Below are 24,104 nucleotides of genomic sequence, written 5' to 3' on the forward strand. Positions count from 1 at the left end.
CAGGCCCGATCTGCTTTCAAAGTCAGGCGCGCGCGGCGGCCACGGCATCGGCAAGGCCGGCCATGGAGGTGAAATGGTAATCGGGTTTGGTGAACTCGGCCGGTTCGATCGTGCCGCCGTAACCCTTCTCGGCATGTCGCCGCTCGATCCAGCAATTGGTCAGCCCGAGTTTCCTGGAAATCCCGATGTCGTGGTATTGGCTCTGGGCGACATGCAGGATGTCGTCTTTCGAATGTCCTTCCCAGGCGACATAGTCGACCACCTTCTCGAAGAAGGCGGGATCGGGTTTCTCGGTCCCCGTATCATCCGCTGTGAAGGCGGCATAAAAGGGATTTCCGAGTTCCTTCTCGAAGAAATCGAATGCCCAGCGGCGGGCGTTGGTCATCGCAACGAGGCGGTAATCTTTTGAAAGTCTAGCCAGCGCCGCGGCGCTGTCGGCAAAACCCTTCCAGCTCTTTGCCGAATCCCGCAGCTGTTCGCCATATTTTTGCTCGGCGGGCAGGCGGAGCTTCGGCGCGATCGCGAGGTAGACGCGAACGAGGTCGTCGGGAAAGAGATCGGCGTCTTCGGAGTAGCGGGCTGCGCGGTAAAGGCTAAGAGCCTGCTCGCCGTCGACTTCAGTCCCCGCCTCGGCCGCGATCTCGGCTAGGCAGGTCTTGAGGCCGCCTTCGAAGTCGATGAGCGTGCCGACGACGTCGAAGGTCATATATTTGAATTCCGAAAGGCTTTTGCTCACGTGAATTCCCCAGTGTTCGGCTCCGATGGGAGCGCGGCTTCTCGAAGAATAAAATTCTGTTCCGCTGACGGGTCATTGTCCCGCTCTTGTATGGAAGGCCCGCATTTGCCGGGATCCGGGCCTTTCGTTGACTTCAGTGTGTCACCTGCACCGCGCCGAATTCTCCGAATAGGCGGCATGAGGCGGCACAAAATACCGAATCTGACGGTTTCGCGATATTCTCAGGCCTGCAGCGCCCGACGCACATCGGGGTCCTCCAGGGTCTCGTCCAGCGTGACGCGGGTGCGCTCGACGATCGCATCGATCTCCGTTTCGGTGCAGCAGAGTGGCGGAGCATAGCCAAGCACACCATTGCCGAAGGCGCGGATGACGAGGCCGTTCTCCCAGGCGCGATCGAAGATGCGGCGGGAGGGTTCGGCGGATGCCGGCAATGGCGTCTTGTTCACCTTGTCGACCACCAGCTCGACGGCGGCCAGCATGCCGCGGCCGCGGACATCGCCCACGAGCGGATGATCCCTTAGCGACTCCAGGCCCTGCATCAGCCGCGCACCCGCCCTGACGCCGTTTTCGAGAAGGCCGTTTTCATAAAGCTTCAGGACTTCGAGGCCGACCGCGGCGCTGACCGGATGGGCCGAATAGGTATAGCCATGGCCGACGGCGGCGGCACCCGCGCCCTCGGCAATCGTTTCATAGACGTGATCGGCCATCAAGACGGCGCCCATGGGGACGTAGCCTGAGGTGAGGCCCTTGGCGGTCGTCATGAAATCGGGGACGATCTCATCCTCGGTGCAGGCAAAAAGCGGGCCGGTGCGGCCAAAGCCGGTAATCACTTCGTCCGCGACGAATAGGATGTCGTGCGCGCGGCAGAATTCGCGCATGGCTTTCATCCAGCCTTTCGGCGGCACCAGAACGCCGCCCGAGCCCTGGATCGGTTCGACGTAGAAAGCGGCTACGCGTTCCGGCCCGATCGCTTCGACCTTGCCTTTCAGCGCCGCAAGCGAGGCGTCGATGATCGCTTGCGGATTGTCGCCCACCGGGTTGCGATAGGCATAGTGAGATGGAATCTTATGCTGCCAATCGAAGGGAAGACCGAAGCCGGCATGGAAGGCAGGCAGCGCGGTCAGGCCCGCGCCGACCGTCGATGAGCCATGATAGCCCTGTTCGACCGAGATGAACTGATCGCGCTCAGGCTGTCCTCGGGCATGCCAGTAGTAGCGGATGAAGCGGATCGTGCTGTCCACCGCATCGGAGCCGCCGAGCGTGAAATAGACATGGTTGAGATCGCCCGGTGCGCGGTCGGCGAGTTCGCCGGCAAGCCGGATCGCGGGCTCCGAGCCGAGGCCGAAATAGGCGGTAGCATAGGGAAGCTCGCGCATCTGCCGGGCCGCCGCCTCGACGATGCTTTCGTGGCCGTAACCGGCATTGACGCACCAGAGACCGGCGAAGCCGTCGATCAGCTGCTTGCCGGAGGCGTCGGTGACCGTCGCGCCCTTGGCAGAGGCCAGCACACGCACGCCGAGCTTTTCATGGCCGCGATAGGAGGCGACCGGATGGATGAGGTGGGCGCGATCGAGTTCGATGAGGGAATTACTGTACATGGAAATCTCCGGATCAGCCGAGTGCCTGGCTGGCGAGGGCAAAGGTGGTGGCGGTCGGATCGGCGGCGTCGCGAATCAACGGCTTTGTCATCGTGATTCCGCCGCCGACATGGGCGAGCCCCTGTTCGGCGAGCCATGGGGAAAGCCCGGTCTCATCAGTGGTGTCGACCCTGAGGAACCGTCCGGGCCGCCTGGCGATGAAATGTTCGATGAGTTTCCTGGCTTCGCCGAGCTCGGCAGCCACCACGGGGCCGATCACTTCGCCGCGGCCGAAAGGACGCAGGCAAGCGAACCCGGAAATGCGGCCGTCACGGCGAATGACGGCGAATTCGCCGATCTTGGTGAAATAAGAGAGCAGCCCTTCGCGGTCGGCGCCGAAGGCAAGGCGGTCGAGTGCCGCGATAGCAGGAAGGTCGGCGTCGGTGGCGGCTTGCGTTTCCGCCGGCGCGGCGATGTCTCCGGCAAGGCCCTGGTGCTGCAGCACGGTACCCGTCTCGTGGAAGCCAAGCTTTTGGTAGAGCGGCAGCCCTGCCGTCGTGGCCACCAGCCTCAACGGCCGGTCTCCCGCGGCCAGCAATGCGGCGTCCATGAGTTTCCGGCCGAGACCCCTGCCGCGCATCGTCTCGTCGACGATGACCATATTGATCGTCGCACAATCGCACTTGTAAGGCGTGACGAGGACGGTGCCGACGACCCTGCCATCCTCGACCGCAACCATCCCGTCGCTCAAGGCGAGCGCCAGCTGCCAGTCTTCCGTCCGATGCGGCCAGCCCGCCTGTCTTGAGAGCGCAACGGCGGCTTCCAGATGATCGGGGCCGAACGGGACGATTTCGATCTGACTTGCTTGCATGGGGGCGTCCTTCATGTCGTGCCCGCCAGTCTGCCGGAGCGCCGGCGGGCAGATCGTCTGAAGGCCATGGTTGAAGCAGTATCTTATGGCGCTGCTGTCATGGGCCGCCGCATCTTATGCCGGAACCGATCGATATTCATCGGATCCCGGGTCTGTCAGCGCATCATTGCCAGCGCTGCGGTAAAGAAATCCTCGCCTCCGAAGTTGCCTGATTTCAACGCCAGAAGCATATCGCCCTGCGCATTGCCGACCGTGCGCAGCACCGGCACACCGGGCGCAATCTCCGGGCCGATCAGAAATGCCGGAATGGCGAGCCTGTCGACCGCCGCTCCTGAGGTTTCGCCGCCTGCGACCACAAGGCGCCGCACGCCTCTCTCCACCAGTTCTGTGGCGATGATCGACGTCGCGGTCTCGATCGTGTGGCCGGAGGCCTCTCTTCCATAGAGCGATTGCAGCCGGGATACGGTTTCAGGCGCAGCGCTCGCGGCGACGACGACGGGACCGGCGGAGATGCGGTCTCCAGCCCAGGAAATCGCCGCGGCGATCTCATCGGGACCGGCAAGCAGCCGCTCCGGGTCGAGCCGCAGGACGGGCATCGACCGTTCGGCGATGTCGAGCTGGTGGAGCGTCGCCTTGGAGCAACTGCCGGCAACGATCGCGGAAAGCCCGCCCACCGGGCGAATGGCGTCCGTCGTCGTTGCTCCGCCGGAGGATATCCGGCCGGAGCGGACGAGCGCGCGGGCAAGGCCGAGGCCGAGGCCGGACGCACCGGTGGACACCGGCGTTTCGAGAGCGACCTCGCCGAGCGTTTCAAGATCGCGTTCAAAAATCGCATCGGCGATAACCGTGGAGACGCCTGCCGTGCGCAGGGCATCGAGCCTCGCCTTGACGGCGCCGGGTCCGGCCGCGATGGCTGCGAGATCGATCAGTCCGACGGCATTGCGCGATTGTCGGGTGAGAACCCGCACGAGACTGGCGTCATGCATCGGATTGAGGGGGTGGTCCTTGAGCGGGCTCTCGTTCAGCGGCTGGCCGCCGACGAAGAGATGACCGAGATAGACGGTGCGTCCCGTTTCCGGAAAGGCGGGTGTCACCAGCACGGAGCCGCCGCCGGCCGCGTCGCTCAATGCTTCGGTGACCGGGCCGATATTGCCGGCATCGGTGGAATCGAACGTCGAGCAGATCTTGTAAAGCACGTGGCCGGCACCCCGCCGGCGCAGCCATCGCTCGGCGCTCGCCGCCGCCGCCACGGCGTCCGAGGCAGGGACAGAGCGGATCTTCAGGGAAACCACCACGGCGTCGACATCCGGTAGTGCCAGCGACGGATCGGGGATGCCGACCGTCTGCACCGTGCGCAGACCGTTCTTCGTCAGCGTGTTGGCGAGGTCGGAGGCGCCCGTGTAGTCGTCAGCGATTGATCCGAGCAAAATAGCCATCGTCTAGCTCCGTGCAAAAGGTTTGAACCAGCCAAGACCGTCCAGTGTGTGGCCGCGCGGGATGTATTCGCAGCCGATGAAACCGTCATACCCAAGTCGGTCGATTTCGCCGAACAGATAGGGGTAGTTCAGTTCCTCCCCATCCGGTTCGTTGCGTGACGGCACGCTGGCGATCTGGATATGGCCGGCAATCGGCAGGAGGTGTCGCAAGGCCATAGTGACGTCGCCGTGGATGATCTGGCGGTGATAGATGTCGAACTGCAGCTTCAGGTTCGGCAGGCCGCATTCGGCAATCAGCCGCTCGGCGGCGGCGAAGTCGTTGAGGAAATATCCAGGCATGTTGCGCCCGTTGATCGGCTCGAGCAGGAGATCGATGCCTTTTTCAGCAAGCCGCCCGGCAGCATAGGTGACGGCGCGCCGGTAACAGGAGGAGGCGTCTTCGTCATGACGATCGGCGATGCCTGCCATCAGGTGCAACCGTCTGACGCCCGTCGCCGCCGCATAGTCCAGGGCCCGCTCGACATCGGCTTTCAGTGCATCGAAGCGTCCGGGAAGCGCGGCGATACCACGCTCGCCTGCTGCCCAGTCGCCCGGCGGCAGGTTGAACAGGGCCTGCTGCAGATTGTTGCGGGCAAGCCGTTCGGCGATCGCCTCCGGCGCGGCTTCATAGGGAAAGAGGTATTCGACCGCAGCAAAGCCGGCCTCGGCTGCGGCGTCGAAGCGGTCGAGGAACGCCCATTCGTTGAACATCATCGTCAGGTTGGCGGCGAAAACGGGCATGTCTAGCGTTCCTTTTACAGGCTCTGCGGCTCTTTGGTCGAGCTGGGCAATTCAGCGCCGGAAAGTTTGGCATAGAGCCGCGCGAGCGAGGAATCGTCGTCACGGCCCATGCCGGCCCCGGAGGCGGCCAGATACATCTGCAGGGCCGCTGCCGCGAGCGGTACCGGATAGCGCTCGGAGCGGGCCATGTCCTGGACGATACCGAGATCCTTGACGAAAATCTCGATGCTGCTGAGCGGAGTATAGTCTCCGGCCAGCACATGCGGCACGCGGTTTTCGAACATCCAGGAATTGCCGGCCGACGCGGTGATCACCTCGTAGACCTTGTCGAGGTCGAGGCCCTGCTTGGCGGCAAAGGTTATGGCCTCACAGGCGGCTGCGATGTGCACGCCGGCGAGAAGCTGGTTGATCATCTTGAAGGCAGCACCTTTTCCGGCCTCGTCGCCGAGCTCATAGACCTTGGCGGCCATGGCGTCGAGACCCGGGCGCGCCGTATCGAAGGCCTGTCTGGAGCCGGATGCCATGATCGTCAGTTCGCCACGCGCCGCCTTGGCCGCGCCGCCCGAAATCGGCGCGTCGAGGTAATGCAGGCCGAGAGCTTCCACCCGCCCGGCCAGATCGCGCGCGACGGCTGGATCCATGGTGGCCGACGAAATGAAGACGGCGCCGGGCTTCATTGTGCTCGCGACGCCGTGAGGCCCGAACAGCACGGCCTCGGTCTGCGCGCCGTTGACAACTACGGAGACGACGATGTCGGCATCCTTTGCCGCAGCGGCTGGGGTCGCCGCGCCCCGTCCGCCGTCGGCGATGAAGCGGTCCACTGCCGCCGGCGTGACATCATATCCAACGACGTCGAGACCTGCGCGCTTCATCGACAGGGCCATTCCAAGCCCCATCGAACCAAGACCGATGACGGCCGCGACAACGGCCGAGCCCGAGTTTTCAGCAAGCGGTGACATGAGGAGGTTCTCCAGTCTTGTGAGGAAGGTCTGCGCCCCGCCGGGTGCCATCCCGGAGGGGCTGTGTTTTAGCGATTGACGCTTTTCGCCGGAACCGTCAACACGGCCAGCGAACCAACGACCAAGGCAGCCGCCAGCAGATACATGCCGGCGCTGTTGGTGCCGGTGAAGTCTTTGAGATAGCCTACCAGAAACGGCCCGAGAAACCCGGCGAGATTGCCGACCGAATTGATCCAGGCGATGCCGGCCGCAGCGCCCGTGCCGGCGAGAAACGCTGTCGGAAGCGACCAGAACAGCGGCGCGCAACTGATGGCGCCAGCAGCAGCCAGCGAGAGGCAGACAATCGAGACCGCCGTGCTCGTCGCCATCGTCGCCGCGGCAAAGCCACCGGCGGCGATGAGTGCCGGGACCACGAGGTGCCAGCGGCGTTCGCGCAGCCTGTCGGCGGAACGTCCGAGCGCCAGCATCACGACGAATGTGCAGATATAGGGGATCGCCGAAATCAGGCCGATATTGAGGTTTCCGTTGACGCCGGAGGCCTTGACGATCGTCGGCATCCAGAAATTTAGGCCATATTGCCCGAGCACGAAGCAGAAATAGATCAGGCACATCAGCCAGACGCGACGGTCGCTCAGTGTTGCGGCGATGCTGTGCGGGCTTGCCGTCTTGGCCCGGTTCTCCGCCTCGATATTGGCCGTCAGCACGCGCTTTTCCTCATCGTTCAGCCATTTTGCGCCCTGGATCGTATCATCAAGGTAGAAGAACGTCGCAACGCCGAAAAGAATGGCTGGAATGGCTTCGATCAGGAACATCCACTGCCAGCCGGAAAGTCCGTGCGTGCCGTGGAAACTGTCCATCAGGAGACCCGAAAGCGGATTGCCGAAAATGGCGGATATAGGGATCGCCGACATGAAGGTAGTGATGATCCTGGCGCGGCGGTGGGCCGGATACCACGCGGTCAGATAAAGAATAATGCCGGGGAAAAATCCGGCTTCGGCAACGCCCAGCAGGAAACGCAGGATATAGAAGACGGTTTCCGACGAGGTGAACATGAAGGCGGCTGAAATGATGCCCCAGGTGAGCATGATGCGGGCGATCCACACCCGTGCGCCAACCTTGTTCATGATGATGTTGCTCGGCACTTCAAACAGAAAATAGCCGATGAAGAAAATGCCGGCGCCGATGCCATAGGCGGCTTCCGAGAGGCCGAGCTCGCTCGACATCTGCAGCTTGGCGAAACCGACATTGACGCGGTCGAGATAGGCCACCACATAGCACAGCATTAAGAACGGTACGATGCGCCAGAATACCTTGCCATAGGCACAGTCTTCGAGCGTCTGGACGGGATGTGCGCCAATGACTGGCGCTTGCGTCTGCAGCGTCATGATTTACTCCTCCGATTGTTCCGCGGTCTCCTGTCGATCCTCCCGCGGCGCGCCGAGCCACTTTTGGCAGCGCTGCCATTTTCAATAAGCCATTTTGGCAGCGCTGCCAACAAGAAATTGGTAGCGCTGCCAAAAAAATCTTGCTTCTTCGCTGGAGCGGTGAAAAATGGAGCAAACGCGGTGGGCATCGGGCGGGAAGGCCAGGCAACCACCTCAACAGTCGGGTTCAAACGCAACGATGGAATTCAAACATCAGGCGACGGTGACGCTTGCCGAGGTCGCGGAAGCGGCCGGTGTCGGCGAGAGCACGGTGTCGCGCGTCCTGCGCAACCACGGTTCGTTTTCCGGCAAGACGCGCGAGCGGGTAATGGCCGCCGTCGAGCGGTTGGGCTATGTGCCGAACCGGATTGCGGGAACGCTGGCCTCCACCGGTTCGCGTCTTGTCGCCTTCGTCATTCCCTCTTTGTCCAACATCGTTTTTCCCGATGTGCTGCGCGGCGCCAGTGCCGTTCTGGAGGAAAACCGGTATCAGGCAGTTTTCTCGGTGACCGATTATGATCCGGGCAAGGAGGAAGCGCTCGCCGCCGCGATGCTCGCCTGGCGGCCGGCGGCGGTCATGCTGGCCGGATGCGAGCATACCGAGGGTACGGTGAAGATGCTGCGCGCCAGCGGGTGCCGGGTCGTCGAGCTGCTCGATCTCGACGGCGATGCTCTCGATATCGCGGTCGGCTTCTCGAACCGCGCCGCCGGGCGGGAGAGCGCTGCCTTCCTGCTCAAGCGGGGTTATCGCCGGATCGGCTATGTCGGTCACGACCTGAACCGCGATACCCGTGCCGGCAAGCGGTTTTCCAGCTTTTGCGAAACGCTCGATGCGCATGACGCCCCGCTCAGCGCCCGCGAAATTCTCGCCGGCGCTTCGTCCGTGGAAAACGGCAGGTTGGGGCTGGAGCGGCTGCTTGCCCAGACGACCGATCTCGATGCGGTTTATTTCTCCAACGACGACATGGCGCTGGGCGGCTATTTTCACTGTCTGGCCGAAGGGATCGCGATCCCCTCGAAGCTCGCCATTTTCGGCTATAACGGCCTCGATATCGGCCGGGCAACCCCACAGCCGTTGTCGACCATCCGAACGCCGCGCGTGGCGACCGGGGAGATAGCCGCGCAGTTGGTCGTCACTAATGCGCCGCCGCAGTCCGTCAATCTCGGCTTTGAACTGATCGAAGGGGCAACCGCCTAACATTGGAGGAACTGTCATGTCCGACGCGCGCCTGCGTGAGGAAATCTGCCGATACGGCCGCTCGCTGTTTGAGCGCGGGCTGACGCCCGGTTCGTCGGGCAACATATCGTTGCGGCTGGAGGATGGCGGCTGGCTGATCACGCCGACCAATGCCTCGCTCGGCTTTCTCGACCCGGCACGGATCTCCAGGCTTGATGCCGAAGGCCGGCTCCTGTCCGGCGACAAGCCAACCAAGGAGATCCCGCTGCACACCGCCCTTTACGATACGCGCGGCAGCGCCCGCGCCATCGTCCACCTTCACTCCACCCACGCGGTGGCACTGACCATGCTGCCGGAGATCGATCCGCGCGCGGCCCTGCCGCCGATGACGCCATATTATCTAATGCGCGCCGGCGAAACCGCGTTGGTGCCCTATTATCGTCCCGGCGATCCGGCGGTGGCTGATGCCATCCGTGGGCTGGCGGGCAAGTATTCGTCGGTGCTTCTGGCCAATCACGGACCTGTTGTCGCCGGCGACAGCCTGGAGGCGGCGGTCTTTGCGACCGAGGAACTGGAGGAAACGGCGAAGCTCTATCTGCTGTTGCGCAACCTCAACCCCCGTTTCCTCAGCCCGGCGCAGGTGGCCGATCTCGTCTACACCTTCGGCCTCGACCTTCCGTCTCATCACGATCACGATCACGACGGCGATTGAAGGCGTCACTCCGCTGGCCGTTGACTGCGGGCAGGCGCGCAACCTTCTGCCAAACCCCGCTTTCGATACGATAGATTCTGCTTTCGATGCCGCCAATTCAGGCGAGCTGCGGGTGAAGCGGTGCCTATGATTGTGACAGCTCCGATCGCTCAAGGATACGCAAATGACGACGTTCCGTCCGAAATACATCACCTTCGACTGCTACGGCACGCTGACCAACTTTCAGATGGCGGAAGCGGCGCGCGACCTCTACGGCGAAGAGCTCGACGAGCGACGCATGGCGGAGTTCATCAAGAATTTCGCCGCCTATCGGCTCGACGAGATCATGGGCGACTGGAAACCCTATGCCGAGGTGGTGCACAATTCGCTCGAGCGGACATGCAAACGCAACGGCGTGACATTTCGCGATGAAGCCGCCCGGATGATCTATGAGCGGGTTCCGACCTGGGGGCCGCATTCGGATGTCCCGGCCGGTCTCGCCAAGGTCGCCAAGGAAATCCCTTTGGTCATCCTCTCCAACGCCATGAATTCGCAGATCATGTCGAATGTCGAAAAACTGGGCGCGCCCTTCCGTGCGGTCTATACCGCCGAGCAGGCGCAGTCCTACAAGCCACGCTTCAGGGGCTTTGAATATATGCTCGATATGCTGGGCTGCGGGCCGGAAGACGTGCTGCATTGCTCGTCCTCCTTCCGCTATGACCTGATGTCGGCCCACGATCTCGGCATCAAGAACAAGGTCTGGGTCAATCGCGGCCATGAGCCGGCCAATCCTTATTACGGTTATGTCGAAATTCCTGACATCTCGGGCCTGCCTGGCGTCGTCGGGCTCTGACGGAGACACGCGGATGCAGTTCGAATCCTACTGGCACGACACGGCACCAGTCTTTGCCGGCGGCGCTCAAGGCCCCGTCGAAGGACATTATGACGTCGCCGTCATCGGCGCCGGCTTCACCGGGCTTGCCGCGGCGCGCCAGCTTGCGAAAACGGGCGTCAAGGTCGTCGTGCTGGAGGCCGAACGGGTCGGCTGGGGGGCATCGGGACGCAATGGCGGCCACCTCAACAACGGCCTCGCCCATAGCTTCCTGTCCGCCAAATCAGCACTCGGCGTGGAGCGAGCCGTCGCCCTCTACAAAGCGTTCGACGATTCCATCGATACGATCGAGGCGATCATTGCCGAAGAGGGGATCGACTGCAATTTCCGCCGCGCCGGCAAGCTGAAGCTTGCTTCCAAGCCGCAGCATTTCGACGCCATTGCCCGCAATTTCGAGGCGGTGCATAAAGAGGTCGATCCGCAGACGGCGCTTCTTTCGGCGGGTGACTTGAAGAGCGAGGTCGGCTCGCCCTTCCATGGTGCCATGCTCTCGAAGAAGAGCGCGATGATGCATATGGGCCGCTATGTCGGCGGGCTCGCCACTGCGGCCGCCCGTCACGGTGCCGTCATCTTCGAAAAGGCGGCGGTGACCGCGCACCGGCAGGGCAACGGTCGCCATAGCCTAATGACGGCACTCGGCACCGTCGCCGCAGATCACGTGCTGGTCGCGACGGGCGCCTATACGCCGCCGCTCTTCAGCTATTTCCGCCGACGGATCGTTTCCGTCGGCAGCTTTCTGATCGCAACCCGTCCGCTGACCGACGCCGAAATCGCCGCTACGATGCCAGGCAACCGGACCTGTGTGACGTCGATGAACATCGGCAACTATTTCCGGCTGTCGCCGGACAAGCGGCTGATCTTCGGCGGCCGCGCCCGCTTTTCCGCCACATCGGATCAGCGCTCGGACGCAAGGAGCGGCGACATTCTCCGCGCCAGCCTGGCTGAAATCTTCCCACAGCTTGCCGGCGTCGAGATCGACTATTGCTGGGGCGGGCTGGTCGATATGACCAAGGACCGCTATCCGCGCGCCGGCTATGTCGATGGTGTCTGGTATGCTATGGGCTATTCCGGCCACGGCGCCCAGCTCTCCACCCATCTCGGCATGATCATGGCCGACGCCATCCTCGGCAAGGCCGACCGTAACCCGATCAAGGGTCTCGACTGGCCCGCCGTCCCCGGCCATTTCGGAAAGCCTTGGTTTCTGCCGCTCGTCGGGCTCTATTACAAGACCCTCGATCGCTTCCAGTAACAGGCCGGATCAGTTCTTGCAGCCACTGTTCTAGAGCATGATGCCGAAAAGTGTGAGCGGTTTGCGGACGACATCATGCTCTAACTAGAACAGGATTCAGATTTTGGGCCGAACAGGCCTGAAATCATCCTGTTCTAGCCGACTGACAACGCTATTCAAGCTTACGCTGCGGCATGAGTATGAAACCCAGCGACAGCATCAGCGGTATCCCTGACCATACGATTTCGACACCGGGCGACGCCCAGTCGAATTGATGGAGATAGAAAGCCCCGCCAAGCCGGGCCGCCAGGATATCCAGGCACGAAATCAATCCCAATCTGGATGCATCGACATAGGAGAACGCGAGGGCCGTTGACGGAATGTTGGCGATCGCCATCGCGGCGCCCGCGACAAACATGACGAAGAAGAGGCCGCTTGCGGAATCTATTGACAAGTGCATGAAAATGAGCAAACCCGCGCCAGCCAGGATTGCCGAGACCATCAAACACTGCGGAAAATAGACACTGCTGATCCTGCTCATCATATAGCAGACGATGGTGAATGAAACCCATGGCGACGCTCCGAGGAGCGCCAAATAGGTATCGGTGGCCCCGCCATGAGCAGCCCTAAGCGGAACGGAGTAGATGAGCCAGGTCACTTGGCCGTAGATGACGAAAACCGTCACAAGAACTGACAGCAGGCCCTTCCATGACATCGACGGCGATCCGGTGACCTCCGTGGAGGAGGCCCTTTCAGACACCACCGCCGTGGATTTCCCAGCTAGAAAGAAAGCCAGAATCGATAAGAGAACGATCAAAATAACCGAACTGCGAAGAGCGAACATCTGCGCGGCCATGATCAACGCCAGGGGCGCGATCACGCAGACGGCTCCTGTCGTCGTCGCCCAGTAGGAAAGATACTTTGCCTTTTCCTTGTACATGACCGAAATGATGGAAGGGATAAGCGGTGAGAAAATCCCCGCTCCCAGGCCCATCAGAATCCGCGCTGACAAGAGACCGTAAAAGGCGCCCGAAGCGAACAGCAGAACCGCCCCGGCCAAAAACAGGACAAGCCCCAATCGAAACAGGCTCAGAAGGATATGCGGAGTCCGGGCAAAATACGAAGGAACGATGCCCGCAACCAAGGCGATATTATAGGAATAGGCGAGAAGAATGCTGTCTGCGGCGTTCATCTCGTATCCCCTGGACAAGCTTGCCAATATGATCGGGAAAATGGAGATATCGGCTGTGTAGGCAGATGCGGCCAAGAGCACCGACAGGAAGAGCAGCCTTCCGCCTGACGGCCTCTCCCTCATGTCCGTTTGGACTTTCGTGATTGCTTGGCGTAGCTGCCCTTTTCCCGCTTTGGCCCCACGCGATCGACAATCGTGCTTTTGTACGCCGCCCAGTCATCCTCCCCGAACTCATCGAGGGATTCCACGAAGCCGAAGTCTCTGACGGTCCCAAGGGACAGGAAATCGAAATTTACCGGAAAAACCTGCAGGATCGGCTGGTTTCGCCGATAGATGATCTCGGTGTCGGTCTTCAGGATTTTGATGTTGGTGAAGAGCGGGCCGAACCAGGCGTCCGTCTCGACGATGCCTTCGTACTTGAATGTGTGATTGTTGGGAGTGTGATTGATGGGGGCGCGAACATAAGCGAAAACTCCGGGGGGCGTTTTCAGGACGAGCCCGCTCCACAATTGGAACGAACCGCCCTCCGGCACGGAGGATATGAACGGCGGAGAATATCCTTGCACCTCGGCAGGCGCGGAGGCATTGAAGTGAGCCTTGAATTTTGGAAACTGGAGAGTGTCCGCCTGTATCCAGCTGTCGATGCCCGCGCATTTGAATAGAATGACCCTTCCATCCCATACCACGCGGAAGTCTATGGGCGGAAATACGTACCACCCCAGCTGCGATGCCAGCCTGATCGGCTCGCAATATCTGTAGGCTCGAACAGGCAGCGTACCAGAGGCGGAGGAATCCGCAGGGATCGGCTTCACAGCCGACGGGATCATGCGCAAAAATGTTATGCCGACGTCACCGTCGGACTCCGGCTGAACCAAGCTGCGCATGATCTGATTGCAACCCTTACGCTGCTTCGTCCATCAGGGCGACATCAAAAGCAGGGCTCTTGTTCGCGATATGGACTCGGCCGTCATCAACGAAATCGGCAATGTCAAATGCAGGACTTTTATTTGCAATATGCACTTTGCCATCATCGATGAAATCGCCGATGGCAAACATGGGGCTTTTGTTGGCGATGTGAACGTTGCCGGCGTCGGCAAAGTCAGCTGCTTTGTACGCAACTCGCTGCTTGGCGAGTGAATCATCATGTTTCATATCACCACCTATAGTAAAGCGACGAGACTGTCGCCTACCGAGGCTAGCATTACAGCCGCGCATTTCAACCTGGCTCAGCAGCGCGGGAGGCTGATATTTGCTTCTGCTGGCGTCTTCTTGCCGAAGCGCTTTCACCAGCGCATCCCCCAAATCTTAACAGGCCGTAGCATCCTGCCGTCAAAGCAGCGTCAAAGAAATGTTGTTTGGGCACCGCAATTTTGCAGACATCCGCCAAGGCTGCGGAGTACTCAAAATGACGTGTCGGAGTTGCTCCAGCAGGAGCATCGACAGTCGCTCCGATCATCCAGCGCCGGAATGATGTCCCGGCGCTTTTTTGTTTTCTTGTAGTTAGGCGAGCCCACCGATGTGGAAGCTCTTCATTTCCAGATATTCGTCGATGCCGCATTGGGCGCCTTCACGACCGAGGCCGGATTGCTTGACGCCGCCGAAGGGAGCCACCTCAGTTGAGATCGCCCCCGTGTTCAGGCCGAGCATCCCGAATTCGAGCGCTTCGGCGACCCGCCAGGAGCGTTTCAGGCTCTCGGTGTAGAAATAGGCCGCAAGGCCGAAGGGCGTGGCGTTGGCGATGCGGATCGCCTCCTCTTCGTTGTCGAAACGGAAAAGCGGGGCAACGGGTCCGAAGGTCTCTTCGCTGGCGAGCTGCATCTCGGTCGTCGCATCGCCAAGCACCATCGGCACCGCATATTGATCGCCTTCAGACACAGAACCCGCGGTGGCAAGGATCCTCGCTCCCTTTTCCACCGCATCGTCGACATGACGCTTGATCTTCTCGATCGCCGCTCTGTTGATCATCGGCCCGATATCCGTGCCGGCATCCGTGCCGGCCCCGACCTTCATGGCCGATACGCGCGCGGAAAGTTTGGCGGCAAAGGCCTCGTAGACGCCGGACTGGACGAGAAGCCGGTTGGCGCAGACGCAGGTCTGCCCGCCATTGCGGAATTTCGAGGCGATAGCACCTTCCACGGCAAGATCGAGATCGGCATCGTCGAAGACGATGAAGGGTGCGTTGCCGCCGAGTTCAAGGCTAAGCCGCTTGACGCTGTCGGCCGCGCCGCGCATCAGCAGCGAGCCGACGCGGGTCGAGCCGGTGAAAGAGATCTTGCGGACGGTCTGGTTCGCCATCAGTTCGTCGCCGATGCCGGCCGGCATGCCGGTGACGATGTTGATCACCCCCTTCGGGATGCCGGCGCGCTCCGCCAAGACGCCGAGCGCCAGTGCCGAAAAGGGGGTGAGGTCCGATGGCTTGATAACGACCGTGCAGCCTGCGGCGAGCGCCGGCCCGACCTTGCGGGTGATCATCGCATTCGGAAAATTCCACGGCGTGATGATCGCCGACACGCCAACGGGCTCCTTCAGAACGACGATCCGCCGATCCGCCGTCGGTGAGGGAATGGTCGTCCCGCCGATGCGGCGCGCCTCCTCGGAGAACCATTTGATGAACGAGGCGCCGTAGCGGATTTCGCCGCGCGCTTCCGTCAGCGGCTTGCCCTGCTCACGGGTGAGGATCAGCGCCAGATCCTCGATATTGTCGAGCATCAGATCGTGCCAGGCTTCCAGCAATGCGCCGCGCTCGGCATTGGTCCTGGCGCGCCATGGAGCAAAGGCCTTTTCCGCGGCGGCGATTGCCGCCCTCGTATCGGCTCCGTCCATGTCGGGCACAGTGCCCAGCATATGCTGGGTCGCCGGATCGATCACCTCGATCGTGCGCCCGTTTTCAGCCCCGCGCCATTCTCCGTCGATCAGCCCTTGCTGACGAAACAGGCTGCTATCCCTTAGTCCGTTCATTCTGTTCTCCATTGATCAGCCAAGTGCCGAAAGCACCGATGCCGTGATCGCGTCGGTCTTGTCCTTGCCGGGAATTGCGCCGATGCCGTTTGCCGTCGTCGCCTCGATTGATGCCATCACCCTTGCGGCGGCAGCCGTTTCTCCCAAATGCTCCAGCATCATCGCGCCCGACCAGATGGCGGCGATCGGATTGGCGATGCCGCGATCAGCGATATCGGGCGCCGAGCCGTGGACCGGTTCGAACATCGATGGCGCCGAGCGATCGGGATTGATATTGGCGGAGGCTGCAAAGCCAAGCCCGCCCTGGATAGCGGCGCCGAGGTCGGTCAGGATATCGCCGAACAGGTTGGAGGCGACCACGACGTCGAGACTATCGGGCGCCATGACCATGCGGGCGGCCATGGCGTCGATATGGTAGCTGGTCACCTCGACCTCGGGATATTCGGCTGAAAGCCTCTGGGTGATCTCGTCCCAGAAGACCATCGAATATTTCTGCGCGTTGGACTTCGTCACAGAGGCAAGCTTGCCGCGTCGCGCCCGTGCTTGCTCAAAGCCGAAGCGCAGGATGCGCTCGACTCCCGTGCGGGTGAAAATCGAGGTCTCCACAGCCACTTCATTGTCGGTGCCCTGGTGGACGCGGCCACCGGCGCCGGAATATTCGCCCTCGGTGTTTTCACGAATGCAGAGGATGTCGAAGCCGCCAGCCCTTAACGGCCCCTGCACACCCTGCAGCAGCCGGTGCGGGCGAATATTGGCATATTGCACGAAAGCCTTGCGGATCGGCAGCAGAAGCCCATGCAGCGACACTGAATCCGGCACTTTGCGAGGCCAGCCGACGGCGCCGAGCAGGATGGCATCGAAGGATCTGAGCGTTTCGATGCCATCGGCGGGCATCATGCTGCCGTTCTCCAGATAGTAGTCGCAGGACCAGGGATAGCTGGTTGCATCAAGAGAAAATCCGTTCAGGCGAGCTGCCTTTTCGAGCACGGCCCAAGCTGCTGCCGTCACGTCACGGCCGATGCCGTCTCCGGGCAGAAGGGCGATCTTGTAGGTCTTCATCGCAGGTCCTCACAGGCTGATGAGCACACTCTTGCTCTTGCGGTTGGCGAGATAGGCGTCGCGGCCGAGATCCTTGCCGATGCCGGACTGCTTGTAGCCCCCGGTCGGCAGGATATGGTCGCGTGAGCGGCCGTAGCGGTTGACCCAGACGGTGCCGGCCTGCAGGCGGCGGGTCACGCGGATGGCACGCGAGAGATCGCGAGTGAAGAGGCCGCCGGCAAGCCCATAGGCCGGATGATCGGCGAGGCTCAGCGCCTCTTCCTCATCCTCAAAGGTCTGAATGGTTAGCACCGGTCCAAAGATTTCCTCAAGAACCGCCGGCGATGTTGCCGTCACGCCTGATATCAGGGTCGGTGCGTAGAAATAACCTTCGCGGTCGAGCCGGCGGCCACCGGTGAGGCATTCGGCGCCGTCGTCGATGGCTGCGCGGATGATACCGTCCATGCGGGCAATCTGGCGTTCGGAGATGACGGGCGAATAATCGGTTGCTTCATCCCAGGTGGGGCCGGGGCGGATGGCCGCCAGCCTCTTGATAAGTGCGGCTGCGAGCGCGTCCGCCACCTTCGCCTCGACGATCAGGCGGGATCCGCAAACGCAGGCCTGGCCGGCGTTGGAGAGAATGCTGCCGGCGATTGCGCCGGCTGCAAGCTCGAGATCGGCATCGGCGAAGACCAGTTGCGGGCTTTTGCCGCCGAGTTCCAGCGTCATCGGCTTGACGCCGGTGCGGGCGATGTTGGTCATGATTGCCGCGCCGGCCGCAGTCGAGCCCGTGAAGCTGACCTTGGCGATGCCCGGATGTCCGGTGATCGCATTTCCGGTGGTTGGGCCGTCGCCGAGCACGATGTTGACGAGACCGGCCGGCAGGCCGGCTCGCACCCAAAGTTCGGCGAGATAGAGCGTCGAAAACGGCGTCATTTCCGACGGCTTCAGCACCACCGCATTGCCCGCCGCCAGCGCCGGGCCGAGCTTCCAGCCGGCCATGGACAAGGGAAAATTCCAGGGCGTGATGGCGCCGACGACGCCATAGGGTTCGGTCATGATCATGCCGAAATTGGCATCGTCTGTCGGCACAAGGTCGCCGCCTTCCTTGTCGGCGAACTCGGCAAAGAAGCGGATTTGCTCGGCGGTGACGGCGATGTCGCCGGCGACGAGATGACTAATGGGCCGTGTCGAGGAGAGCGCTTCGAGCCTGGCGAGGGTTTCCGCCTCGGCGTCGATCATGTCCGCCCAGCGGTGCAGCGCCACGGTTCGCTCGCGTGGCCGTACGCCGCCCCAGTTGCTCGTCTTCAATGCGGTCCTGGCGGTTTCGACGGCCTGGTCGACAAGGGCCTGGTCGGCCAGCGGGCAGCCGGCATAGGCCTTGCCGTCGGATGGGCGATGCATGTCGATGACGGCTTCGGCCGGAACCAGCCGGCCGCCGATGAAATGTCCGACGGGCAGGGATATGGTGTTCGGATCGAAGCTGAGTGTCATCGCATGTCCTCGGGATGGGCTGAGACAAGGCTAACTGGGGAAGGCGAGCAGCATGCATCGACCGGCGGTGCCGCAGCGGCGAAAAATTGCGTTTTCGCCGCCGCCGCAGTCAAATCTACGGCGTCACGTCACGGTCACATAGATCTTGCGTACAGTCTCGATCGTTTTCCAGACGCCAACGAAGCCTGGCTTCATGACGAAGCTGTCGCCGGCCTTGTAGACCACCGGTTCGCCGCCTTCCGGCGTGATTTCGACCAGGCCGGAAAGGATATGGCAGAACTCGAAGGTCTCGCCCTTGATCGAGCGCGTCTCGCCGGGTGTGGCTTCCCAGACGCCGCTATGAACCGTCTCGCCGCGGGCGACGTCCTGCGCCCAGGTCTTGAAGGCCGGATCGCCCGAGATCAGCCGTTCCGGGAGCGGGCCGGACTCGCGCGGCGCGAAGGTAGGGTCGGTGTCGATCGTCTTGAGGAGGGACATGATTTTGCTTTCCTGGGTTGAGAACTCAGTAGCCGCGGCTGCGATCGACCAGTCCGATCGGATCAAGGCCTGCCTGATGCCGCTTGATGTTGCCGATCACGGCCGCCGCGGCGGTTTCAGGCTGGGTGACGCTCGCAATATGCGGCGTCAGCAGGATCTTCGGATGGCTCCAGAAGGCGTGGTCCGCAGGCAGCGGTTCCGGCTCTGTGACGTCGACGACGGCGCCGGAGAGATGTCCGGCGTCGAGCGCGTCGACGAGCGCCTGGTGGTCGAGCTGGGCGCCTCGGCCGACATGGACGAGTGCTGCGCCGGCCGGCAGTCCGGCGAAGAGCGTGGCATTCAGGAAGCCGCGCGTCTCATCCGTCAGCGGCAGCAGGCAGACGAGAATGTCGGTGGTTGCAAGCAGAGTATCGAGACCGTCGCGACCGCTCAGGCATCGGATGCCGTCGATCTCGCGCGGGCTGCGGTTCCAGCCCGAAAGCGGAAAGCCGAAGGGCTGCAGACGTTCGAGCACTGTGCTTCCAAGCATGCCGAGGCCGAGCACGCCGATGCGGCGGTCCGAGGCTTGCCTAGGAGCGATGGTCTGCCAGGTCCGGCGGCGCTGCTGGTCGAGATAGGCCGGCAGGTCGCGATGGAGCGCAAGGACTGCCAGCGTCACATATTCCTGCATCATCCTGATGATGCCGTCCTCGACCATGCGCACGACCTTGACCGATGCAGGCACCGTATCGATACGGAACTGGTCGATGCCGGCGCCGATCGAAAACAGGATTTCGAGATTGCGATAGCGCGCGAGGTCCTCCGGTACGGTCCAGGTGATCAGGTAGCGCACGGCGTCCGGTTCGACCGACTGGGGATCCATGGAGAAGGCAACGTCGGGCAGTTCCCGCGCGAAGGCTTCGGCAAATATGGCGCCGCGCTTCGCATCGGCATTGAAGAGAAAGGTCATTGGATCCGATCCTCGATCATGTCATCAGGCGCAACGGCGGCCGAGTGCCTCGATCATCGCCTGGCAGGCCGAAAGTTCACTGGCGAGGATGAATTCGTCCGGCTTGTGGGCGCGGCCGATGTCGCCCGGTCCGCAGATGATCGCATCGACGCCGGCGCGCTGAAAAAGCCCAGCCTCCGTGCCGTAGCTGACGGCGGCGAGCGGCTCGGCGCCGGTCAGTTCGTTAAGCAGAGTTGCAAGCGGCGCATCGGCGGCCAGCGAAAGCGCCGGATAGGCGCTGAGTTCACGCCATTCCACCTGAAAGCCAAGCTGCGATAGTCCCTCGGCCGACGCTCGCAGTGGGGCCAGCAACGTGGCGGGATCGACGCCGGAAATGGCCCGCGCTTCGAACTCGGCCTCGCAACTGTCGGGAATGATGTTGACTGCCTGGCCGCCTTTCAGCGTGCCGACCTGAAGGGAGGAGTAGGGCGGTTCGAAGACAGGCTCATACGGGCCGCGCGTGAGCCGTTCGGCTTCGGCGCGAGCGCAGGCTAGGACGTCGGTGATGGCATGGATCGCGTTCAGTCCTTGGTCCGGGCGCGAAGAGTGGCCGGACCGGCCCCTGACGGTCAGCCGGGCGGCGGCCTTGCCCTTGTGGGCGCGGATTGCCCGCATGCCGCTCGGTTCGCCGATGATCGCGCCAAGCGGGGCTGCACAGAGCTCCGGCAGGCGGGCGATCATATGCGGCACGCCGCGGCAGCCGGCCTCCTCGTCATAGGAAAAGGCAAGGTGGACGGGCCGGCGAAGCGGTGAGGCCGCCAGCGCCGGAACGGCCGCAAGAGCCGCAGCCAGGAAGCCCTTCATATCCGTGGCGCCGCGACCGTAGAGGCGATCTGCTTCGGCCCGCAGGCGGAAAGGGTCGCTGGTCCAGCCACCTTCCATGGCCGGGACTACGTCCATATGACCGGAGAGGATATAGCCCGGTGTTTCCTTCGGACCGATCGTCGCGAAGAGGTTCGACCGATCGCCCTCCGGGCCGGGGAGCTCCGTGACGACAGCGCCGTGGCTTTGCAGATAGTGCCGGATCCACGCCACGATCTCGCCGTTCGGCGTGCCGACGACGGAGGGGAAACCAACGAGCCTTTCGAGAATTTCAATTGCCTGCATGGGATTCCTCACAGTGCGGGGATCTTCGAGGTGCCTGCAATTGGGCTGACGGGAGACGGCATTTCCGGGCTCTTAAGGTGAACGGCGACAGCGGCCGATTGGCCTAGTCAATGACTTTAGAGGACGCTCCAGGCTTTATTTGCCGAAAGTGCAGCGGATTTGGTCGATTGTTGTGTTTGCGCCGGCCTCACCAGTGAATTGTATCGAACGATCTGTTCTAGTCTTGGCAGAGAAGTTTCCAGACGCCGGCTTGGCCGGAAAAATGCGGCAGGGGGTGGGAGTGAGTGAACTGACATCCGAATCCAGGTTCGTCGATAGTTTCGAGACGCATATCGCCGGGATCGACAGCGTTGCCCTCGACAAGTTGCATGCACTGTCGATGACCGTCGCCTGGCCCCATCGTGGCGAAGACTGGCAGTTCTTGCGCGAATTCGGCCAGGGCATCGTGGCGATCGATGAAATCGGCCGCATCCTGGGCTCTGCGATGTGGTTTCCCTACGATGCCCAATTTGCCACGATCGGTATGGTCATCACCTCGCCGCGTCTTCAAACCAATGGCGCCGGGCAATGGCTCATGGGCCACGCGCTGGAGCAGGTCGCCGGGCGGAACCTTGGGCTGAATGCGACGCGCGCAGCGCGACGTCTCTATCGTTCCCTGAACTTTGTTCGCGAGGCGCTCGTCTTTCAATGCCAGGGAGAAGCGATATCGCCGCCGGGTGTGGAGCTGCCGCCCGGTGCCGCAATACGGGCAGTTGAGGCCAGCGATCTGGAAGCGATCGCCGAACTGGATTGCGTGGCCTTCGGCACCGATCGTAAGCTGCTCTTGGCCAGGCTGATGGCAAACTCCAAAGGCATCGTATTGACCCGCGCCGGCTGGATCGAGGCTTTCTCGCTTTGCCGGCGGTTCGGGCGTGGCCATGTCATCGGTCCCATTGTTGCGTGCAGTGACGCGGACGCGATCGCCGTCGTCCGCCCGCATGCGGCCGAGCATGCAGGGGCGTTCCTGCGCCTCGACACACGCGAGCAGGGCGGAAGTTTTTCCGATTTCCTCTCCCGCTGCGGGCTTCCTGTCTACGACATCGTCACGACCATGTCGTTCGGTGGCCCTTGGCTCCCGGTTCCGGGACATCAGGCGGCGCACGAGCCGAGGACCTATGCGCTGGTCAGCCAGGCACTCGGTTGACGCAGGCCGGATAGGCGCCGACGCAACCGACATTCGCCATGCATCAAGCGCAGGGACAGACGTGGAGGCAGGTCAAAACCTGCTGACGTTCGAATTCGGGCCGGAGCGAGTGGTATTCTCAGAACCCTACCGGGCTTTCCCTCGTCTCCTCATCATCGGCTAACCCTCGAACATCCTTGCGGCAAAGGAGCCAATGCCTTGGCGAAACCGGATTTCGATATCGGTTACGATCGCATCCATGGGGATGTCATGGTCCTGAGGTCGGATCGTGTCGATCTCCTGGAAGTCGAAACCGACGCCGATCGCGAAAGGCCGGGGATTGAGAGAGGCCAGCGTTCGATCGAAATAACCGCCTCCGAAACCGAGCCGGTAACATTGCGCATCGAATCCGACGACCGGCGCGACGATGATATCGGGCAGGCGCTCTTCGCCGCGAAGCGGAACCGGGATGTTCAGGATGCCGCGTGTCAGTTCCTCGCCGACGCTCCAAGAGCGGAAGCTGAGGGGCGTCCTTTTTTCCGTCACCACTGGCAATAGACAGGTGGCGCCGCAAGCTGCCGCCGACTGCATCCAGCCGCGAAGGTCCGGCTCCCCCAGAAACGGCCAATACAGGCTGACGTTGCGGCCGGCGATCTTCGGCAGAAGCCGATCCAGATGATGGCGGATCAGAGATGTTCGTTGCTCGCGCTCATTCGCTGCGAGCAACGTCCGGCGGTCTATCAGACGACGGCGTTCTTCCTTCCGCCACTCCCGGACGGCTTCGGGCTCCGGTTTGAGGCCCATGTAGACCGGATCGACCTCGTGCATGAAGCAGGCCGGTGAGGCGTAGCCATCGGCACTGTTTTTCCTGACATCGTCACTCATGGAGCGTTTCATTTCTGTTCGGCGCCCTCATTTCATGTTCAATAATAGAGAATAACAGCGCGATACCATTCTTCAATAGAGATTGGCGTCCGCGTGACCTGAAATCTCTTTTGTCAGTGGGAAGGGCTTCAGGCGCCGAAATCCAAGATGATTGCTTTCCCCGCGCCAAACGTTCGGCTTCCACTCAAGCCATCTTGAAATTATATCGTAATACGATATATTATCAACATGCACCGATTGTTGAGGAGCTTGCTTCATGGAAAACCGATTGCATCCCGAATTGCGCCGCCCCGCGCCCTTCCCTCGTGATGAGCCGTTCGAAGAGCTGCAGAAAAGAGTTCACGTCTTGCTCAAGAATGGGGAAGCAAGTCGTTGGGAGCTTTTGCTCGCGGAATGGCTGTACGATGTGGCGTTGCTGACGCATGACTTTCGTCTCTGGATGCAGCGTCTCGATAAGGGCTTTGGCACCGCCAACAAGACTGCACTATCCCCTGGAAGTGGGATGGCTCAGCTAATCGAACGAAGCCCAAGATAGACTGCCAAACTAACGACGGAGAGGGCAATCGTCATCCTGGGTCTCGCATCGTCGAACATGACCGCCAGCGAAAGGCCGAGCATCAGGATGGCGGATTTTGCCCAGAGATTCTGATCGGAGACGGTGAAAGCGATTGCTGCCAGAAAGACGGCGCTTGCGACGATCGTCACCGGGGCGGATTTCTCGGCGAGATCGCCACCTGAGAAATACGGCAGCAGAAAACGGCGCATGCTCAAGCCTGAAGCGACGCTCAGAAGAAGACAGGTCAAGACAAGGTGCAACATGTGGTCGTCGCCGATCGATCTGCAGATCGTCCAGCAGATGCAAACCGCATGCCAGCCTCAAACCCGCAAATCCTCATCCGAAGTAGACAATGTCGCCGCCTGCATGGCTATTTCCTCGGCGTCGCGATCCTTTTTTCGGCAGTCGCTTGCCTGTCCCGGTCCGCGGATGGCGTTTTTCGTTCAACGCCGAAACCGGCTTGAGTTGGCATGATG

25 protein-coding genes are annotated in these 24,104 nt (G+C 61.8%); 7 read left to right on the top strand and 18 right to left on the bottom strand.

Translation table 11 applies throughout. The annotated features are described in order from the left end of the window. Positions 1–22: 22 nt before the first annotated feature. The 7 genes from N2A41_RS26295 to N2A41_RS26325 form a co-directional block, all read right to left on the bottom strand. Positions 23–736, bottom strand: coding sequence for an HAD-IA family hydrolase (locus N2A41_RS26295; RefSeq protein ID WP_222350870.1), 714 nt, complete (start codon positions 734–736; stop codon positions 23–25). 221 nt (positions 737–957) lie between these two features. Further along, positions 958–2,334 carry an aspartate aminotransferase family protein gene (locus N2A41_RS26300; protein WP_222350871.1) on the bottom strand — a complete coding sequence of 459 codons (1,377 nt, stop codon included), beginning with the start codon at positions 2,332–2,334 and terminating at the stop codon, positions 958–960. 13 nt (positions 2,335–2,347) lie between these two features. Next, positions 2,348–3,184, bottom strand: coding sequence for a GNAT family N-acetyltransferase (locus N2A41_RS26305; RefSeq protein WP_222385487.1), 837 nt, complete (start codon positions 3,182–3,184; stop codon positions 2,348–2,350). 155 nt (positions 3,185–3,339) lie between these two features. Then, positions 3,340–4,620, bottom strand: a complete 1,281-nt coding sequence (gene otnK / locus N2A41_RS26310; protein ID WP_222385486.1) for a 3-oxo-tetronate kinase — start codon at positions 4,618–4,620, stop codon at positions 3,340–3,342. Positions 4,621–4,623: 3 nt separating this feature from the next. Next, complete coding sequence (gene otnI / locus N2A41_RS26315) at positions 4,624–5,400, bottom strand: 2-oxo-tetronate isomerase (RefSeq protein ID WP_222350874.1); 777 nt, start codon at positions 5,398–5,400, stop codon at positions 4,624–4,626. 14 nt (positions 5,401–5,414) lie between these two features. After that, positions 5,415–6,359, bottom strand: a complete 945-nt coding sequence (gene ltnD, locus N2A41_RS26320; RefSeq protein WP_170259593.1) for an L-threonate dehydrogenase — start codon at positions 6,357–6,359, stop codon at positions 5,415–5,417. A gap of 68 nt (positions 6,360–6,427) precedes the next feature. Continuing rightward, entirely contained in the window at positions 6,428–7,744 is a 1,317-nt protein-coding gene (locus tag N2A41_RS26325; RefSeq protein WP_260111210.1) for an MFS transporter, read from the bottom strand. Positions 7,745–7,982: 238 nt separating this feature from the next. On the opposite strand from N2A41_RS26325, the gene N2A41_RS26330 reads away from it, so the two are divergent. The 4 genes from N2A41_RS26330 to N2A41_RS26345 all read left to right on the top strand — a co-directional run bounded on the left by N2A41_RS26330 (position 7,983) and on the right by N2A41_RS26345 (position 11,792). Then, on the top strand, positions 7,983–8,981 hold the full coding sequence (locus N2A41_RS26330) for a LacI family DNA-binding transcriptional regulator (protein WP_017967521.1): 999 nt from the start codon (positions 7,983–7,985) through the stop codon (positions 8,979–8,981). A 16-nt stretch (positions 8,982–8,997) separates the two neighbouring features. Then, a complete protein-coding gene (gene otnC / locus N2A41_RS26335; protein WP_222385483.1) occupies positions 8,998–9,672 on the top strand; it encodes a 3-oxo-tetronate 4-phosphate decarboxylase in 675 nt (224 codons plus the stop codon). 163 nt (positions 9,673–9,835) lie between these two features. Beyond that, on the top strand, positions 9,836–10,504 hold the full coding sequence (locus N2A41_RS26340; RefSeq protein WP_222385482.1) for a haloacid dehalogenase type II: 669 nt from the start codon (positions 9,836–9,838) through the stop codon (positions 10,502–10,504). 13 nt (positions 10,505–10,517) lie between these two features. Beyond that, on the top strand, positions 10,518–11,792 hold the full coding sequence (locus tag N2A41_RS26345) for an NAD(P)/FAD-dependent oxidoreductase (protein ID WP_260111211.1): 1,275 nt from the start codon (positions 10,518–10,520) through the stop codon (positions 11,790–11,792). 151 nt (positions 11,793–11,943) lie between these two features. Here N2A41_RS26345 and N2A41_RS26350 read toward each other — a convergent pair whose 3' ends face one another. From N2A41_RS26350 to argE, 9 genes are all read right to left on the bottom strand, one after another. Further along, complete coding sequence (locus N2A41_RS26350; protein ID WP_260111212.1) at positions 11,944–13,086, bottom strand: MFS transporter; 1,143 nt, start codon at positions 13,084–13,086, stop codon at positions 11,944–11,946. Continuing rightward, positions 13,083–13,847: a DUF6065 family protein gene (locus N2A41_RS26355; protein ID WP_260111213.1), complete on the bottom strand. Its 765-nt coding sequence runs from the start codon at positions 13,845–13,847 to the stop codon at positions 13,083–13,085. Before N2A41_RS26355 ends, N2A41_RS26350 begins: the two co-directional genes overlap by 4 nt. A 16-nt stretch (positions 13,848–13,863) precedes the next feature. Continuing rightward, complete coding sequence (locus N2A41_RS26360) at positions 13,864–14,250, bottom strand: hypothetical protein (protein ID WP_260111214.1); 387 nt, start codon at positions 14,248–14,250, stop codon at positions 13,864–13,866. A gap of 213 nt (positions 14,251–14,463) precedes the next feature. Then, a complete protein-coding gene (locus N2A41_RS26365; protein WP_260111215.1) occupies positions 14,464–15,921 on the bottom strand; it encodes an NAD-dependent succinate-semialdehyde dehydrogenase in 1,458 nt (485 codons plus the stop codon). Between the two features lie 15 nt (positions 15,922–15,936). Continuing rightward, complete coding sequence (locus tag N2A41_RS26370; RefSeq protein ID WP_260111216.1) at positions 15,937–16,980, bottom strand: tartrate dehydrogenase; 1,044 nt, start codon at positions 16,978–16,980, stop codon at positions 15,937–15,939. A 9-nt stretch (positions 16,981–16,989) separates the two neighbouring features. Then, positions 16,990–18,453, bottom strand: a complete 1,464-nt coding sequence (locus tag N2A41_RS26375) for an aldehyde dehydrogenase family protein (RefSeq protein WP_260111217.1) — start codon at positions 18,451–18,453, stop codon at positions 16,990–16,992. Positions 18,454–18,576: 123 nt separating this feature from the next. Next, complete coding sequence (locus tag N2A41_RS26380; RefSeq protein WP_222280749.1) at positions 18,577–18,930, bottom strand: cupin domain-containing protein; 354 nt, start codon at positions 18,928–18,930, stop codon at positions 18,577–18,579. 25 nt (positions 18,931–18,955) lie between these two features. After that, a complete protein-coding gene (locus tag N2A41_RS26385) occupies positions 18,956–19,879 on the bottom strand; it encodes a 2-hydroxyacid dehydrogenase (RefSeq protein WP_222385476.1) in 924 nt (307 codons plus the stop codon). Between the two features lie 24 nt (positions 19,880–19,903). Continuing rightward, complete coding sequence (argE, locus tag N2A41_RS26390) at positions 19,904–21,025, bottom strand: acetylornithine deacetylase (protein ID WP_222385475.1); 1,122 nt, start codon at positions 21,023–21,025, stop codon at positions 19,904–19,906. Between the two features lie 262 nt (positions 21,026–21,287). Between argE and N2A41_RS26395 the strand changes: the two genes are divergently transcribed. After that, complete coding sequence (locus N2A41_RS26395) at positions 21,288–22,208, top strand: GNAT family N-acetyltransferase (RefSeq protein WP_222385526.1); 921 nt, start codon at positions 21,288–21,290, stop codon at positions 22,206–22,208. 159 nt (positions 22,209–22,367) lie between these two features. On the opposite strand, the gene N2A41_RS26400 is transcribed toward N2A41_RS26395, so the two are convergent. Next, positions 22,368–23,072 carry a 5-formyltetrahydrofolate cyclo-ligase gene (locus N2A41_RS26400; protein WP_222385474.1) on the bottom strand — a complete coding sequence of 235 codons (705 nt, stop codon included), beginning with the start codon at positions 23,070–23,072 and terminating at the stop codon, positions 22,368–22,370. Between the two features lie 256 nt (positions 23,073–23,328). On the opposite strand from N2A41_RS26400, the gene N2A41_RS26405 reads away from it, so the two are divergent. Continuing rightward, positions 23,329–23,607 (top strand): hypothetical protein, encoded by a 279-nt coding sequence (locus N2A41_RS26405; RefSeq protein ID WP_260111218.1) that lies wholly within the window; start codon positions 23,329–23,331, stop codon positions 23,605–23,607. On the opposite strand, the gene N2A41_RS26410 is transcribed toward N2A41_RS26405, so the two are convergent. After that, entirely contained in the window at positions 23,580–23,891 is a 312-nt protein-coding gene (locus N2A41_RS26410; protein ID WP_260111219.1) for a hypothetical protein, read from the bottom strand. The two genes, N2A41_RS26405 and N2A41_RS26410, sit on opposite strands and share 28 nt — an antisense overlap. On the opposite strand from N2A41_RS26410, the gene N2A41_RS26415 reads away from it, so the two are divergent. Next, on the top strand, positions 23,836–24,102 hold the full coding sequence (locus N2A41_RS26415; RefSeq protein WP_222385530.1) for a hypothetical protein: 267 nt from the start codon (positions 23,836–23,838) through the stop codon (positions 24,100–24,102). The genes N2A41_RS26410 and N2A41_RS26415 overlap by 56 nt on opposite strands. The last annotated feature ends 2 nt before the right edge of the window (positions 24,103–24,104 follow it).

It is taken from the genome of Rhizobium sp. SRDI969 (genome assembly GCF_025152725.1).
Lineage (GTDB): Bacteria > Pseudomonadota > Alphaproteobacteria > Rhizobiales > Rhizobiaceae > Rhizobium > Rhizobium leguminosarum_I.